This is a genomic window from Streptomyces sp. NPDC033131, assembly GCF_055578365.1.
On the sequence record NZ_JBVIPA010000014.1, the window covers coordinates 196,930 to 209,864 of the forward strand.

Annotated in this window: 14 protein-coding genes and 1 pseudogene; 6 read left to right on the forward strand and 9 right to left on the reverse strand. The window is 70.5% G+C overall.

Annotation, left to right across the window (positions count from 1 at the left end; all coding sequences use genetic code 11):
- Window positions 1-9 precede the first annotated feature (9 nt).
- Window positions 10-396 carry a thioredoxin gene (trxA, locus tag ACZ5XS_RS20225; protein ID WP_383872777.1) on the reverse strand — a complete coding sequence of 129 codons (387 nt, stop codon included), beginning with the start codon at window positions 394-396 and terminating at the stop codon, window positions 10-12.
- Window positions 397-516: 120 nt separating this feature from the next.
- On the opposite strand from trxA, the gene ACZ5XS_RS20230 reads away from it, so the two are divergent.
- Window positions 517-1,950 carry a dihydrolipoyl dehydrogenase family protein gene (locus tag ACZ5XS_RS20230; RefSeq protein WP_468653125.1) on the forward strand — a complete coding sequence of 478 codons (1,434 nt, stop codon included), beginning with the start codon at window positions 517-519 and terminating at the stop codon, window positions 1,948-1,950.
- On the opposite strand, the gene ACZ5XS_RS20235 is transcribed toward ACZ5XS_RS20230, so the two are convergent.
- A complete protein-coding gene (locus ACZ5XS_RS20235) occupies window positions 1,947-2,678 on the reverse strand; it encodes a peptide deformylase (RefSeq protein WP_468653127.1) in 732 nt (243 codons plus the stop codon). The genes ACZ5XS_RS20230 and ACZ5XS_RS20235 overlap by 4 nt on opposite strands.
- 149 nt (window positions 2,679-2,827) lie before the next feature.
- Between ACZ5XS_RS20235 and ACZ5XS_RS20240 the strand changes: the two genes are divergently transcribed.
- Window positions 2,828-4,276: a PepSY-associated TM helix domain-containing protein gene (locus ACZ5XS_RS20240; RefSeq protein WP_468653129.1), complete on the forward strand. Its 1,449-nt coding sequence runs from the start codon at window positions 2,828-2,830 to the stop codon at window positions 4,274-4,276.
- 88 nt (window positions 4,277-4,364) lie between these two features.
- Here ACZ5XS_RS20240 and ACZ5XS_RS20245 read toward each other — a convergent pair whose 3' ends face one another.
- Entirely contained in the window at window positions 4,365-4,712 is a 348-nt protein-coding gene (locus tag ACZ5XS_RS20245) for a tetratricopeptide repeat protein (protein ID WP_468653131.1), read from the reverse strand.
- A 101-nt stretch (window positions 4,713-4,813) separates the two neighbouring features.
- Complete coding sequence (locus ACZ5XS_RS20250) at window positions 4,814-5,290, reverse strand: MarR family transcriptional regulator (RefSeq protein WP_468653133.1); 477 nt, start codon at window positions 5,288-5,290, stop codon at window positions 4,814-4,816.
- A 135-nt stretch (window positions 5,291-5,425) separates the two neighbouring features.
- Between ACZ5XS_RS20250 and ACZ5XS_RS20255 the strand changes: the two genes are divergently transcribed.
- Complete coding sequence (locus tag ACZ5XS_RS20255; protein WP_468653135.1) at window positions 5,426-6,391, forward strand: pirin family protein; 966 nt, start codon at window positions 5,426-5,428, stop codon at window positions 6,389-6,391.
- Between the two features lie 199 nt (window positions 6,392-6,590).
- On the opposite strand, the gene ACZ5XS_RS20260 is transcribed toward ACZ5XS_RS20255, so the two are convergent.
- The 5 genes and pseudogenes from ACZ5XS_RS20260 to ACZ5XS_RS20280 form a co-directional block, all read right to left on the reverse strand.
- Window positions 6,591-7,202 carry a branched-chain amino acid ABC transporter permease gene (locus tag ACZ5XS_RS20260; RefSeq protein WP_468653153.1) on the reverse strand — a complete coding sequence of 204 codons (612 nt, stop codon included), beginning with the start codon at window positions 7,200-7,202 and terminating at the stop codon, window positions 6,591-6,593.
- Window positions 7,199-7,804 carry an ABC transporter ATP-binding protein gene (locus ACZ5XS_RS20265; protein ID WP_468653137.1) on the reverse strand — a complete coding sequence of 202 codons (606 nt, stop codon included), beginning with the start codon at window positions 7,802-7,804 and terminating at the stop codon, window positions 7,199-7,201. The genes ACZ5XS_RS20260 and ACZ5XS_RS20265 overlap by 4 nt, the downstream gene beginning before the upstream one ends.
- Before the next feature lie 4 nt (window positions 7,805-7,808).
- A pseudogene (locus tag ACZ5XS_RS20270) lies at window positions 7,809-8,039 on the reverse strand (hypothetical protein); the annotation flags it as partial.
- The gene (locus ACZ5XS_RS20275; protein WP_468653139.1) at window positions 7,948-8,490 is read right to left on the reverse strand and encodes an ABC transporter ATP-binding protein C-terminal domain-containing protein; all 543 of its coding nucleotides are present in this window, start codon (window positions 8,488-8,490) and stop codon (window positions 7,948-7,950) included. The pseudogene ACZ5XS_RS20270 and the gene ACZ5XS_RS20275, both read right to left, overlap by 92 nt.
- Before the next feature lie 97 nt (window positions 8,491-8,587).
- The gene (locus ACZ5XS_RS20280; RefSeq protein WP_468653141.1) at window positions 8,588-9,748 is read right to left on the reverse strand and encodes an ABC transporter substrate-binding protein; all 1,161 of its coding nucleotides are present in this window, start codon (window positions 9,746-9,748) and stop codon (window positions 8,588-8,590) included.
- A gap of 153 nt (window positions 9,749-9,901) precedes the next feature.
- Here ACZ5XS_RS20280 and ACZ5XS_RS20285 point away from each other — a divergent pair, with 153 nt between their 5' ends.
- The 3 genes from ACZ5XS_RS20285 to ACZ5XS_RS20295 form a co-directional block, all read left to right on the forward strand.
- Window positions 9,902-10,696, forward strand: a complete 795-nt coding sequence (locus ACZ5XS_RS20285; RefSeq protein ID WP_468653155.1) for a MarR family winged helix-turn-helix transcriptional regulator — start codon at window positions 9,902-9,904, stop codon at window positions 10,694-10,696.
- An 8-nt stretch (window positions 10,697-10,704) separates the two neighbouring features.
- The gene (locus tag ACZ5XS_RS20290) at window positions 10,705-11,004 is read left to right on the forward strand and encodes an acyl-CoA thioesterase (protein ID WP_468653143.1); all 300 of its coding nucleotides are present in this window, start codon (window positions 10,705-10,707) and stop codon (window positions 11,002-11,004) included.
- Window positions 11,005-11,433: 429 nt separating this feature from the next.
- A partial coding sequence (locus ACZ5XS_RS20295; protein ID WP_468653145.1) for a PAS domain-containing protein occupies window positions 11,434-12,935 on the forward strand: 1,502 nt, incomplete at its 3' end.

A 12,935-nucleotide genomic window follows, 5' to 3' on the forward strand; every position in this document is an offset into this window, starting at 1 on the left:
CGGAGCGGGTCACTGGCCGTTCTGCTCGGCCTGCTCCTGCTGGTCCTCGACGGCCTTGCGGACCTCGTCCATGTCCAGCTTCCGGGCCTGCCCGATGACGTCCGTCAGGGCGGCCTCGGGCAGGGCGCCCGGCTGGGCGAACACGGCGACCTGGTCACGCACGATCATCAAGGTCGGGATCGACTGGATACCGAAGGCCGCGGCCAGCTCCGGCTGCGCCTCGGTGTCCACCTTGCCGAACACCAGATCCGGGTTCTCCTCGGCCGCCTTCTCGTAGACCGGCGCGAACTGACGGCACGGACCGCACCAGGACGCCCAGAAGTCGATCAGGACGAACTCGTTCTCCGTGACCGTCTCGTCGAAGTTCTCCTTGGTGAGCTCCACGGTGCTGCTCATGGCGTGATCCCTACTTCCTGGTGTGGGGGCGAAGCCGTCGGCACAACACGGCGGCCCTGGTGCATATTCCGCGCACGTACCCATGTGGCCTCGGCGCACACCACCCACCAGACTGACCCCATGACGGAAACGGAATCCATCGCGTACGACGTCGTGGTGCTCGGGGCCGGACCCGTGGGGGAGAACGTCGCCGACCGCACCCGTGCGGCCGGCCTCTCCACCGCGGTCGTGGAGAGCGAACTGGTCGGCGGCGAATGCTCGTACTGGGCGTGCATGCCCAGCAAAGCCCTGCTGCGCCCGGTCATCGCCCGCGCCGACGCCCGCCGCACGCCCGGCCTGAGCCAGGCCGTCCAGGGCCCCCTCGACACGGCCGCGGTCCTCGCCCACCGCGACTACTACACCTCCCACTGGAAGGACGACGGCCAGATCCAGTGGCTCGACAGCATCGGCGTCGACCTCTACCGCGGACACGGCCGCCTCACCGGACCGCGCACGGTCACGGTCACCGGCCCCGACGGCGGGCAGAAGACACTGACGGCCCGGCACGCCGTGGCCGTCTCCACCGGCACCCGCGCCGTCCTGCCCGACCTGCCCGGCCTCGCCGAGGTGAAGCCCTGGACGAGCCGTGAGGCCACCAGCGCCAAGGCGGCGCCCGGCCGGCTGGTCGTCGTCGGCGGGGGAGTGGTCGCCACCGAGATGGCCACCGCCTGGCAGGCCCTCGGCTCGCAGGTCACCCTCCTCGTCCGCGGCAAAGGCCTGCTGAACCGCATGGAGCCCTTCGCCGGCGAACTGGTCGCCGAAGCCCTCGTCGAGGCCGGCGCCGACGTGCGCACCGGCACCTCCGTCGAGTCGGTCACCCGTGAGAACGGCACGGTCGTGGTCGTCACCGACACCGGTGACCGTATCGAGGCCGACGAGATCCTCTTCGCCACCGGACGCGCCCCGCGCACCGACGACATCGGCCTGGACACCATCGGTCTGGAACCCGGCTCCTGGCTGGAGGTCGACGACAGCCTGCGCGTCACCGGCAGCAAGTGGCTGTACGCCGTGGGCGACGTCAACCACCGCGCCCTGCTCACCCACCAGGGCAAGTACCAGGCCCGCATCGCGGGCGCCGCCATCGCCGCCCGCGCCTCCGGTGTCCCCCTCCTGGAGTCCGACCCCTGGGGCGCCCACGCCGCCACCGCCGACCACGCGGCCGTCCCCCAGGTCGTCTTCACCGACCCCGAGGCGGCCTCCGTGGGCCTCTCCCTGGCGGAGGCGGAACAGGCAGGCCACCGCGTCCGCGCGGTCGACCACGACCTCGCCGCCGTCTCCGGAGCGGGCCTGTACGCCGACGGCTACAAGGGCCGCGCCCGCATGATCGTGGACCTGGAACGCGAGATCCTGCTCGGCGTCACCTTCGTCGGCCCCGGCGTCGGCGAACTGATCCACTCGGCGACGATCGCGGTCGCCGGCGAGGTGCCGATCAGCAGGCTGTGGCATGCCGTGCCGTCGTATCCGACGATCAGCGAGGTGTGGCTGCGGCTGCTGGAGGCGTACCGGGACAACTAGGGCCTTTCCGGCAGATCATGCCGCAGAGGCGGGGCCTGGCACGCCGCCAGGCCCCGCTCACCTGCGTCGATGAGGCGCTGGGCCTTGGGCAGCGGGAAGCCCAGGGACGCGGCCGCCTCCTGAGGTGACGGCTGCGTCCACCGCTCCGCCATCGCCTGGTTCGAGGACAGCGAGCGGAGCTCGGCCCGGTCCAGGTACAGCATGCCGTCCAGGTGATCCGTCTCGTGCTGGACGATCCGTGCGGGCCAGCCGGTGAACACCTCGTCCACCGCGCGGCCCGCCTCGTCCTGGCCGGTCAGCCGGACCTCGGCGGGCCGGGCCACCACCGCCTGCCAGCCCGGCACGCTCAGACACCCCTCGAAGAACGCGGCACGGGCGGTGCCCACGGGCTCGTACGAGGGATTGACCAGCACCCGGAACGGCTGCGGCACCCGCCCGCGCACCAGCCGTACCTCCTCAGGCACCGGGGCGGGATCCTCGATGACGGCGATCCGAAGCGGCACGCCCACCTGAGGCGCGGCGAGGCCCACGCCCGGCGCCGCGTGCATCGTGACCCGCAGGGCCTCGACGAACCGGGCCAGCAGCGCGGGCTCCAGCTGTCCGTCGAAGCGCTCGGTGCCCCGCCGCAGCACCGGATCACCGGCGGCGACGATGGGCAACGGCCCGTCCGCGGCCAGCAGTTCCTCGACCAGTTCCGCCAGGGGCGCGCGATCACGGGAAGATGCCATCGCGCCAGGATGCCACGAGGCGTCCGAGCACCTCTCACGGTCCGGTGTGACGCACACCACAAGAGCCCTCGGGAACTCGGCGCCCCTTCTCCCCGACTTCTGGACCGCTACAGCCGAGAATCATCCCCTGCCCCGGGAGAAGCCCGCCGATGTCCACCGCTCCCTCGACCTCCCCCACTTCCGGCTCCGCTCCAGCGGGGGGACCCCCATCGGACGAGGCCCCGAAACCCGCCGCCACGGCGCCGTCGTCCCCCAGCAGATGGGCCCCGCTGCGCCCGCTGATCCTGCGCCTGCACTTCTACGCCGGCGTGTTCGTCGCGCCGTTCCTGTTCGTCGCCGCCGTCACCGGCTTCCTGTACGCCGGCGCGTTCCAGGCCGAGAAGATCGTCTACGCCGACGAGACGACCGTCTCCGCCGTCGGTGACGCCAAGTTGCCGATCTCCGAGCAGGTGGCGGCCGCCCGTGAGGCGCACCCCGGGGGCACGGTCTCGGCGATACGCCCCTCGCCCGAGGACGACGCGACCACCAGGGTGCTGCTGTCCGGCGTCGAGGGCGTCGACCCGAACCACACCCTCGCGGTGTTCGTCGACCCGTACACCGCCAAGGTGCAGGGCGCGCTGGAGCAGTACGGCTCGACCGGCGCGCTGCCGCTGCGCACCTGGATCGACGAGTTCCACCGCGACCTGCACCTTGGCGAGAACGGCCGCCTGTACAGCGAGTTCGCCGCGAGCTGGCTGGGGGTGATCGCGGCCGGCGGCCTGATCCTGTGGCTGTCCCGCCGCCGCGCCCTGCGCAAGGTGCGCGGCACCGGCGGACGCCGCCGCACGCTCGGCCTGCACGGCACCGTCGGCGTGTGGGCCGCGGCCGGTTTCATCTTCCTGTCGGCGACCGGCCTGACCTGGTCGACCTACGCCGGCGCGAACATCGACGAACTGCGCACCTCGCTCGGCCAGTCCACCCCGTCGGTCACGTCGACCGCGGCCGGCGAGCACTCGGGCCACGGCGCGTCCGACTCGGCCGGTGACGCGGAACACGGCGTGGGCCTCGACAAGATCCTGGCCGCCGCCCGCGCGGAAGGACTGGGCGACCCCGTCGAGCTCGTCCCGCCGGCGGACGCCTCGTCGGCGTACGTCGTGAGGCAGGTGCAGCGCAGCTGGCCCGAGAAGCAGGACTCGGTCGCGATCGACCCGGCCACCGGTGAGGTCACCGACGTCCTGCGGTTCGCCGACTACCCGGTGCTGGCCAAGCTGACCCGCTGGGGCATCGACCTGCACACCGGCGTCCTGTTCGGTCTGGTCAACCAGATCACGCTGATGCTGCTGGCGCTCTCGCTGATCCTGCTGATCGCGCTGGGGTACCGCATGTGGTGGCAGCGCGGCCGCGGGTCCTCCTTCGGCCGGCCGATCCCGCGCGGTGCCTGGCAGCAGGTGCCGCCTCAGATCCTGCTGCCGTGTGTGGCGGTGATCGCCGTACTCGGCTACTTCGTCCCGCTGCTCGGCATCCCGCTGGCCGCGTTCGTCGCCGTGGACGTCGTGCTCGGCGAGATCGCCCACCGGCGGGGCCGGCGCACGCGGACGAGCGGCGCCGACGCGACGTAGCGGGCTGCGACCGCCGAGGGTGGCGTGACGACACAGGGCGCGCGGGCCCGGCTCCCAGGGAGGGAACCGGGCCCGGACAACGGTCGGTTCAGAGCTGCTCGAAGTCGCCCGCGAGCGCCGAGGCCAGGCGCATGTGCGGCTCCGCCTCCTCGTGCCGGCCCTGCCGCTGCAAGGTGCGGCCCAGCATCAGCCGCGCGTAGTGCTCCACCGGGTCCCGCTCGACGATCACGCGCAACTCGCTCTCCGCGCGCCGCAGTTGCGCCGAGTGGTAGTAGGCGCGGGCCAGCAGCAGCCGGGGTCCGGTCTGCTCCGGCACCTCCTCGACCAGCTCGCCCAGGACCCGCGCCGCGGCGGCGTAGTCCTTCGCGTCGAAGAACATCCCCGCCCGCTCCCAGCGATCGGCCGGCGTTCCGTGGTCGTAGTACGTCATGTCCACTGCTGACCTCCTTCGGCGCCTTCAACCGCGCGAGATGGTCAAACATTCCACTACTTCTTCGTGGCTACGGCGGCTGGTGCGGCTCCTGCGGCTCCTGTGACTTACTCGGCGGGCGCGGCCAGTTCCGCGTTCGCCCGCTCGGTGACCAGGGCGAGTACTCGCCCGGCGGTCGCGAGGTCCTCGGCGGAGAGGCCGGCATAGATCCGGGCGGAGATCTTCCCGGTCTCGGTGCTCGTCCCGGCGTACAGGTCCCGTCCGGCGTCCGTGACGAGCAGCTTCGGACCCTCGACGGCGATCAGCCGCTGGGCGGCCAGCTCATCGACGACGCCGTGCACGTCCGCCGCCCCGATCTTGAGCGCGTCGGCGACCTGCGCGACAAGTTCGTCGCGCTCGACGGCGGTGTCGGCGATGGCGACAGGCCTGAGCGTCACCGACTGCTGGAACGTCAGGCCGTGGCGGGTCAGGACGCTCTCCAGGACCGCGCGTCCGGCGTAGTGGGCCAGCGCGATCGCGCGGCCGTCGACGGTGGGCGCGGCAGTGGGTGCGGCAGGTGCGGTAGTGGGTGAAGCGGTGGTCATGACTGCTCCTCTGTCCCTCGGTTGGTGGCTCCCCGGGCATAAATACAGTACATGGCGACTATATCCATGGCTATTAAATATGGCGACGATTCGTTGACCTGACGCGGGAGCCCCCGCGGAGCTAGGTTGAGCGCCATGAGCAATCTTGATCGCGAGGCGGTTCCCGCCCTGTGCGGCGGCCGCGGCTTCGTGGTGACCGAGCCCGTCCGGGAACTCCTCAGCCCGCGTCACGTCAAGCTCGGCGAGTCCACCGAAGTCCGCCGCCTGCTGCCCAACCTGGGCCGCCGCATGGTGGGCGCCTGGTGCTTCGTCGATCACTACGGCCCCGACGACATCGCCGACGAACCCGGTATGCAGGTGCCGCCGCACCCCCACATGGGTCTGCAGACCGTGAGCTGGCTGCACCAGGGCGAGGTGCTGCACCGCGACTCCACCGGCAGCCTCCAGACGATCCGCCCACGCGAGCTGGGCCTCATGACCTCCGGCCGGGCGATCAGCCACTCCGAGGAGAGCCCCCGGCCCCACGCCGCCCTCCTGCACGGCGCCCAGCTGTGGGTCGCGCTCCCGGACGGCCACCGGCACACCGACCCGCACTTCGAGCACCACGCCGAGCTGCCCCTCGTCACGGCGCCGGGCGTGACGGCCACGCTCATCCTCGGCACCCTCGACGGCGCGACCTCGCCCGGCACCACCTACACCCCGATCGTCGGCGCCGACCTCGCCCTCGCCCGCGGCACGGACGTACGCCTGCCGCTGGAGCCGGACTTCGAGTACGCCGTGCTGTCCATGTCCGGCGAGGCGCATGTGGACGGTGTGCCGTTGTTGCCAGGTTCGATGCTCTACCTCGGCTGCGGCCGCACCGAACTCCCGCTGCGTGCCGAGTCGGACGCGGACCTGATGCTTCTGGGCGGTGAGCCGTTCGAGGAGGAGCTGATCATGTTCTGGAACTGGATCGGGCGCTCCCAGGAAGAGATCGAACAGGCGCGCCGGGACTGGATGGAGGGGTCGAGGTTCGGCGAGGTGAAGGGGTATGACGGTGCCCCGCTGCCCGCTCCGGAGCTGCCGCCTGTGGCATTGAAGCCGAGGGGGAGGGTGCGCTGACCTGCGGGAATGCCTGAAGGTCGGTGGCTGTCGAGCGGGAGGCGGCCAGGCAATGCCTTACGCTCTTCGACCGCTCGCCGGACTGCGGCTGAGCAGGTGGCCGGCGCGGGTCGGTGTTGCTGGCGATTCCACGGGTGGCTGTCTGTGGGCGGCTGCGGCAGAGCCTTTGCTGACCTACGCTGACTTTGCTGACGTATTGTCAGGTGGATCGCCAGGTTCTCTTCGCAGCTCTGCCACGGAAGCCGGTCTTTGCGGGTTCGGCGGCGACCGGACGAATGCTGACCTGACGCGCGGCCGAGTCGGGCGTCGGCGCTGGACGACGCTGCTTGTGTTGTCGTTTTGTCGAGAGTCGACAAGGTCCGTGCCGTCGCTGCTTACTACTGTGCTGTAGGACCACCAGTAGGTTCTTCGTCTGCTGGTGGTACACGATCACCGTCACCTCTGACCTGCGGCAAAGGGTGGAATCGTTTGGTGCTGAGCCGAGTTGGTCCGCACCTGGTCCGGATCCTGGTCCGAAGGTGGCCAGCATCGGGGACATCTCACCGCTGCGCAGTGCGGTGCTGAGGACGCCGTGCTGCAACGCGACTCCGATCAACCCCATCACCGGCAGCACCAGCAGCAGGGCGAAGAACGGGTTGATCCCCACCGCCGCCGCCAGGACGGCGATAAGGAAGGCCCCCAGCATCGCGAGGTCGCCATGGCTGAGATTGACGGTCCGCATGACACCGAACATCAGCGACAGCCCGCAGGCGAAGAGGGCGTAGAGGCCGCCGAGGATGACGCCCTGCACCACGGCGTTGATCCAGTTCATGCCGGCTCCCTGGCAGCGTCGTCGTGAAGGTCCTGCCGGTCGGCAGTGGCGCGGCCCAGCCCGAAGTACGCCTCGACCACCCGCTCGCGGGTGACGTGGGCGGCCGGTTCGTCCAGTACGACGCGGCCTTCGAGCATGCACAGCACCCGCTGGGCCACGCCCAGCGCGCGGCCGAGGTCCTGCTCGATCAGCAGCACGGTCGTACCGCCGGACAGGATGGTGCTGAGTGACTGGCAGAGGGTGTCCACCATGACGGGGGCGAGGCCGAGCGAAACCTCGTCGAGAAGCAGCAGGCGGGGGTTGGTCATCAGGGCCCGGCCGATGGCCACGGCCTGCTGCTGCCCGCCTGACAGGTCGCCGGCCCGCCGCCGCAGCAGCCCGTCGAGCAGTGGGAAGGCGGCCACGACAGCGGCCAGGCCCCACGGTCCGGGTCGCCGGACACGCGCGGCGACCAGCAGGTTCTCCTCGACGGTCAGGTCGGCGAACAGTCGCCGCCCGTCGGGGACCAGCGCGATCCCGGCCGCGACACGGTCGTGCGCGCGCCGGGTGGTGACATTCGCACCGGTCCAGGGCGATGCGGCCCTGCGCGGGCCGGTGCGCACCGGCCACGGCCCGTATCAGGGTCGACTTGCCGGCGCCGTTGGCCCCGACGAGCGCGATGTCGTCGCCCTCGGAGCGAACGACACATCGCGTACCGCGTGCAGCAGGCCGTGCAGGACTTCCAGGTTCTCCACGGACAGCAGGCTCATGCCGCGCTCCCCAGATAGGCCTCGATGACGCGCTGATCGGACATGACGGTCTCGGGTTCGCCCTCGGCCAGCACCCGGCCCTGCGCAAGGCAGACCAGACGGTCGATCACCCGCAACAGAGCGTGGATCGCATGCTCGATCCAGACGATCGCCAGGCCGTCCGTGCGCAACTGCCGGATGGTGAGGACCAGTTCTGTGGTCTCTACGTCGGTGAGGCCGCCGGCGATCTCGTCCAGCAGCAGCACCTGGGAATCGGTGGCCAGCGCCCTGGCCATCTCCAGCCGCTTGCGCTCCAGCAGGGTGAGTGCCGAGGCGGGCCGGTTGGCGACTGCGAGCATGCCACAGCGTTGGAGCACGTCGAGTGCGTGTTCCTGAGCCGCGCGCCGCCACAGGGCCGCCCCCGCCATTGACGCGACCAGGACGTGCTCGTACGCGGTCATGCCGGTGAACGGCCGCGGCACCTGGTGCGAGCGCCCGATGCCACTGCGGCAGCGGCGGTCGGCCTTCCAACGGGTGACGTCATGGTGCTGGAAGCTCACGCCGCCCTCGGGGCGTGCCGCTTCGCGCTGCGCCGGGCGGCCCGCCGCAGCGCGGGACGGGTGGGCCTAGGTGGCCGATCGCACCCGCATGGCCGCTCTACTGGCCGGGGTGCAGCCCGAGCGAGCCCGGGGTGGGGGCGCCCTGCACCTCGCCGAAGTAGAGGGCGAAGGTCTGCTTCCAGCGTTCGACCTCGGCGCGGTCCGCCATGAAGCGCGGGAACCCGTCGAGATGGGCGTTGGGGTATTCCCAGATCGGCTTGAGCCCGCCTGGGGGAGTGACGTCGGTCCGCACCGACCAGCCGTCGAAGGACTGCTCCTGCACGGGGCGGGAGAGCTGCCAGTTGAGGTAGAGCTTGGCTGCGGCGGGGCGCTTGGCGCGGCGGAGGATCGCCGCGCGCTGTCCCCACGCCATGAAGGGGTGGCCGTCCGGCGCCGCCCACTTCACGCCGGGCGCGATGGGCCCGGTCAGTGAGCCGGCGCCACCGATACCGATCAGCTTCTGCTTGCCTGCGACCGAGAAGATCGGAGTGACGCTGCCGCGGCCGAACTGGACGTTCTGCGCGGCGAGCCGGCGCACCCAGTCCCAGCCGTACGCCTCCGTGTAGAGCTTGTACAGGTACAGGACCGCGTCGTCGTCGTGCGGGTAGGTGGAGGAGAGGGCGCCCTGCCACCGCGGGTCGACCAGGTCCCGCGGTGTGGCTGGGCCGTCGCTGCCGAGGGTTTGGTCGTACATGTAGCTGAAGGCAACCACCGCGATACTCACCCACGCGCCGTCCGGGTCCCTGAACTGGGGGTACAGCGCGGAGAAGCCGGCCGGCCTGTACGGCCGGAGCATGCCCATGGCCTTCCACCGGGTGAAGTCCTGCACGGTCTGCAGTTGCACCACGTCGGGGACGAGCGTGTCCGTGGCGATCTGGTTGTCGATGCGTACGTCGTGGTGCTTGCTGTAGTCGACGACCACGGTGGGCTTGATGCCCGGGAACTGTGACACAAACGCCTGCTTTGTTGCGTCCTGTGCGTCAGGAGTGTCGCCGCCGGCGTAGATGACGAGTTCGCCGCCCTCACGTCTGGCGTCGGCGTACAACTCGTCGAGAGACTTCTTCTCTTCCGGCACGCGCCTACGGAAGCCGGATGCCGAGTCCGCGTCGTCCCTGGGTGCGGCAGCGGCGCTGCCGGTGGTGATCGACGTGCCCAGCGCCACCGTACCGAGTGCAGCGCTCGCGCCGCCGAGTATCCGCCGCCTGCTGAATGAGGTCATGGGACCGAGCCCTTTCGAAGTAACTGAAGTCTCAAGTAACTGGCGGCGACGCTACGACCATCTCATTGAGACGTCAAGTATTTCGGCTGTCACACAGGTCTGTCCCAACGCGCCCGCTCGGGCCGAGCGGGACTCTCGTATCGTGTCGGTGTGATGGAACAGGTGCCCTGGTTGACTGCGCGTGAAGAGCGGGTGTGGCGGCTCTTCGCGGCCGTGCTCCTTTCGCTGCCCGACGAGGTGGAGGCGCAATTGCAGCGTGCCGCCGGTTTGACGCAGTTCGGGTACGGGGTCCTCTCCGCACTGTCGGAGGCGCCGGGGCGGGCCGTGCGCATGACCGACCTGGCATCCAGGGCTTACGGCTCTCCGTCGCGACTGTCTCATCAGGTGGCGAGCCTGGAGCGCCGGGGATGGGTCCGCCGCGAGCGTGCCGCCGAGGACGGACGGGGCAGCGTCGCCGTGCTGACCGACGCGGGATACGCCAAGGTGGCGGCCATAGCCCCGGGCCATGTGGCGGCCGTGCGCTCAGCGGTCCTCGACGTGCTCAGCCCCCAGCAGCTTGATGAGCTGGAAGGGATCTGCACGGCACTGCTGCAGCCCGGGATCCGTAAGGGGCTGGGTGATGTCCCTGTCCCGAGCGGGGAGATCCCCGATTGTCATCAAAACGATGACATTCCTTCGGAGGGTCATCATTCTGATGACGTCACGGCGATGGTCGACGCTCTGGCCGACGAGGACCTCACAGCCGGCTTGGCCCGGATCTCCCATGCCCGCAGCGATGTCGAGTTCACTGAGCTCAAGCTCATCGACCAAGCCCGAGCCCAGGGGCAGACCTGGGAGCAGATCGCTTCTGCGCTCGGTATGCCCGACCGCCGCCAGGCCCAGACCCGGTTCCATCGCCTGCGTGCGCGGTGGCCCGCGTACCAACCGATATCTGCCGTATCGCGATAGATCACCCGGTGGCGCCCAGAGTGCGTTACGAGGTGGAGTTCGAGGCGTCCCTGCGGTTTGGCGAGGAGGTATTGACCCGGATCGAGCTTGTCCGCCTCGGCCGGTCCACGATGACCTTCGCCTTCGAGGTGTGGCGGGAGGCCGCCGCCAGCGGGCCGCGCCGACGTGCCGCCCGGGGCAGCTACGTCACCGTGTACGTCCCCGACAAGGAGGCGGGCGGCAGCGCACCCTGGCCGGCCGCCTGGCGCACGGCGCTGACAGCAGGTGCGTCCACGGAGGCAGCCGGGCGATCGGCCACGACTTCATAGGGGGACCGGTCGATCACGACCCGTTCGGCGGGATCACCGGCGGCGGCCCGCTGTCCGCGCAGGTGCTCGGCCTCGGCCAGTACCGCTCGGGACGGCGCCCGTGGACCTTGTTCTTGCACGGGGCCCGGTCCGAGAAGGAGGCCGGCACTCCGCGTTCCAGCGCGATGAAGCGCCGGCCGCGCGCACCGTCCGGCCGGTTCCCCCGCCCCGTAACCGCTCCACCTCCATCGAGGTCACCGCCGGACAGCAGCTTTCCACGGCCGCTGAACGACGACATGACGACAAGCCCTTCTCTCTGCCGTCACCCACTGACGAAGCGCCACCAGGTGCCGTTCGGGTGGGGCGAGCCATAATGGAGACACGGGGGCGGACGCGCAGCGCGGCGCCGACAAGCGGAAGCCCCCGAGCCTCAGTGGAAACGAGACGGCGATGGAACAGCGACGGACCCCCATCGCCGAACGTCCGGGCCTGCCCGGCGACATGGTCGACGACGGTGGCTCGGCGTGGGCTGTTGTCGATCAGCAGGGCATGGTGACGGAATGGAGCGAGGGTGCCCGGCAGTTGCTGGGCTACCTGCCGGACATGATCGTCGGCACGCCCGCTGCCCGCCTGCTCGATGAAGAACTTCCTTCGGAGACGCTGCGCGAGATCCAGGCCCAGCGGAGATGGAGCGGCCGGGCGCGGCTGCGGCACCGGGACGGGCACCGGGTGGAGGCCGGTCTGCTCGCTCACCACCGGACAATGAGGGATACGGGCCCGGACTGGCTTCTGATCTGTTCCCTCGCCGGGGCCGCTACCCCGCAGGACAAGCCGCTCATGGAATGGATGCTCAATCAGTCGCCCAGCTGCGGGACGCTTATGTTCGACACGCGTCTGCGCGTGCGCCTGGCCAACAACTTCGCAGAGAGTGCGCTGGGCCTCAACGAGGTTGAGATGCGCGGGCTGCGGTTCTCGGAGTGCGACCTCCATCCGGTAGCCGCACGGTTGGAACGAGCCGTGCACCAGGTGCTGGAAAGCGAGGAGCCGCAGCACGTGGAGACCTACGCGCAGGCTCCCGGCGACAGCCGGGAGCATGCTTGGTCCCACGTCGCGTACCCGGTGCGGAACGAGGGCGGCGCCGTGTGCGGCGTGGGGATGGCGAGCCACGACATAACCGAGCAGTACTGGGCGCGCAAGCGGCTGCAGCTGCTCAACGACGCCACCGCCCGGATCAGCAGCAGCCTCGATGTGGCGCGCACAGCGCAAGCACTGGCCGAGGTGGCGGTGCCGGAGTTCGCCGACTTCGCCACCGTTGATCTGCTCCCCGACCCCGTCCCCCGACCGGTGCCTGCAACCGCCCGACCGGGCGCTGTCCGCCTGCGCCGTGTGGCCCACCAGTCCGTACTCCCCGGCACTCCGGAGGCGGTCGTCCCCCTCGGGGAGGTGGACGCCTACGCCGCCGACTCGCCGACCGCCGAGTGCCTCGCCACAGGCCGGGCCGTGCTCCACGCGACGTTCGAACCGTCGAAGGCCGACTGGTCAGTGGGGCACCCGCGCCGGGAATCCTCGGTCCGCGCCTTCGGGATGCACTCCGTCATGGCCGTGCCCCTGCGTGCTCGCGGCACCACCTTCGGCATCGCCGTCTTCGTCCGCCATCAACGGCAGGAGCCCTTCAGCGAGGACGATCTGCTGCTTGCCGAAGAGATCACCGGCCGGGCCGCCGTGTTCATCGACAACGCCCGCCGCTACACCCACGAGCGCGACACCGCGACAGCGCTGCAGAAGACCCTGCTGCCGCAACAGCTGCCACGGCAGCAAGCCGTGGACGTCGCCTCCCGATACCTGCCCGCCAGCGCGCTCGCCGGAGTGGGCGGCGACTGGTTCGACGTCATCCCGCTGTCCAGCGCACGGGTCGCCCTGGTCGTCGGCGACGTGGTCGGGCACGGCATCCA

What these genes read in the sequence shown, in the direction of transcription:
- trxA (WP_383872777.1), bottom strand. Translation starts at nt 396, where the DNA reads ATGAGCAGCACCGTGGAGCTCACCAAGGAGAACTTCGACGAGACGGTC.
- ACZ5XS_RS20230 (WP_468653125.1), top strand. Translation starts at nt 517, where the DNA reads ATGACGGAAACGGAATCCATCGCGTACGACGTCGTGGTGCTCGGGGCC.
- ACZ5XS_RS20235 (WP_468653127.1), bottom strand. Translation starts at nt 2,678, where the DNA reads ATGGCATCTTCCCGTGATCGCGCGCCCCTGGCGGAACTGGTCGAGGAA.
- ACZ5XS_RS20240 (WP_468653129.1), top strand. Translation starts at nt 2,828, where the DNA reads ATGTCCACCGCTCCCTCGACCTCCCCCACTTCCGGCTCCGCTCCAGCG.
- ACZ5XS_RS20250 (WP_468653133.1), bottom strand. Translation starts at nt 5,290, where the DNA reads ATGACCACCGCTTCACCCACTACCGCACCTGCCGCACCCACTGCCGCG.
- ACZ5XS_RS20255 (WP_468653135.1), top strand. Translation starts at nt 5,426, where the DNA reads ATGAGCAATCTTGATCGCGAGGCGGTTCCCGCCCTGTGCGGCGGCCGC.
- ACZ5XS_RS20260 (WP_468653153.1), bottom strand. Translation starts at nt 7,202, where the DNA reads ATGAACTGGATCAACGCCGTGGTGCAGGGCGTCATCCTCGGCGGCCTC.
- ACZ5XS_RS20280 (WP_468653141.1), bottom strand. Translation starts at nt 9,748, where the DNA reads ATGACCTCATTCAGCAGGCGGCGGATACTCGGCGGCGCGAGCGCTGCA.
- ACZ5XS_RS20285 (WP_468653155.1), top strand. Translation starts at nt 9,902, where the DNA reads ATGGAACAGGTGCCCTGGTTGACTGCGCGTGAAGAGCGGGTGTGGCGG.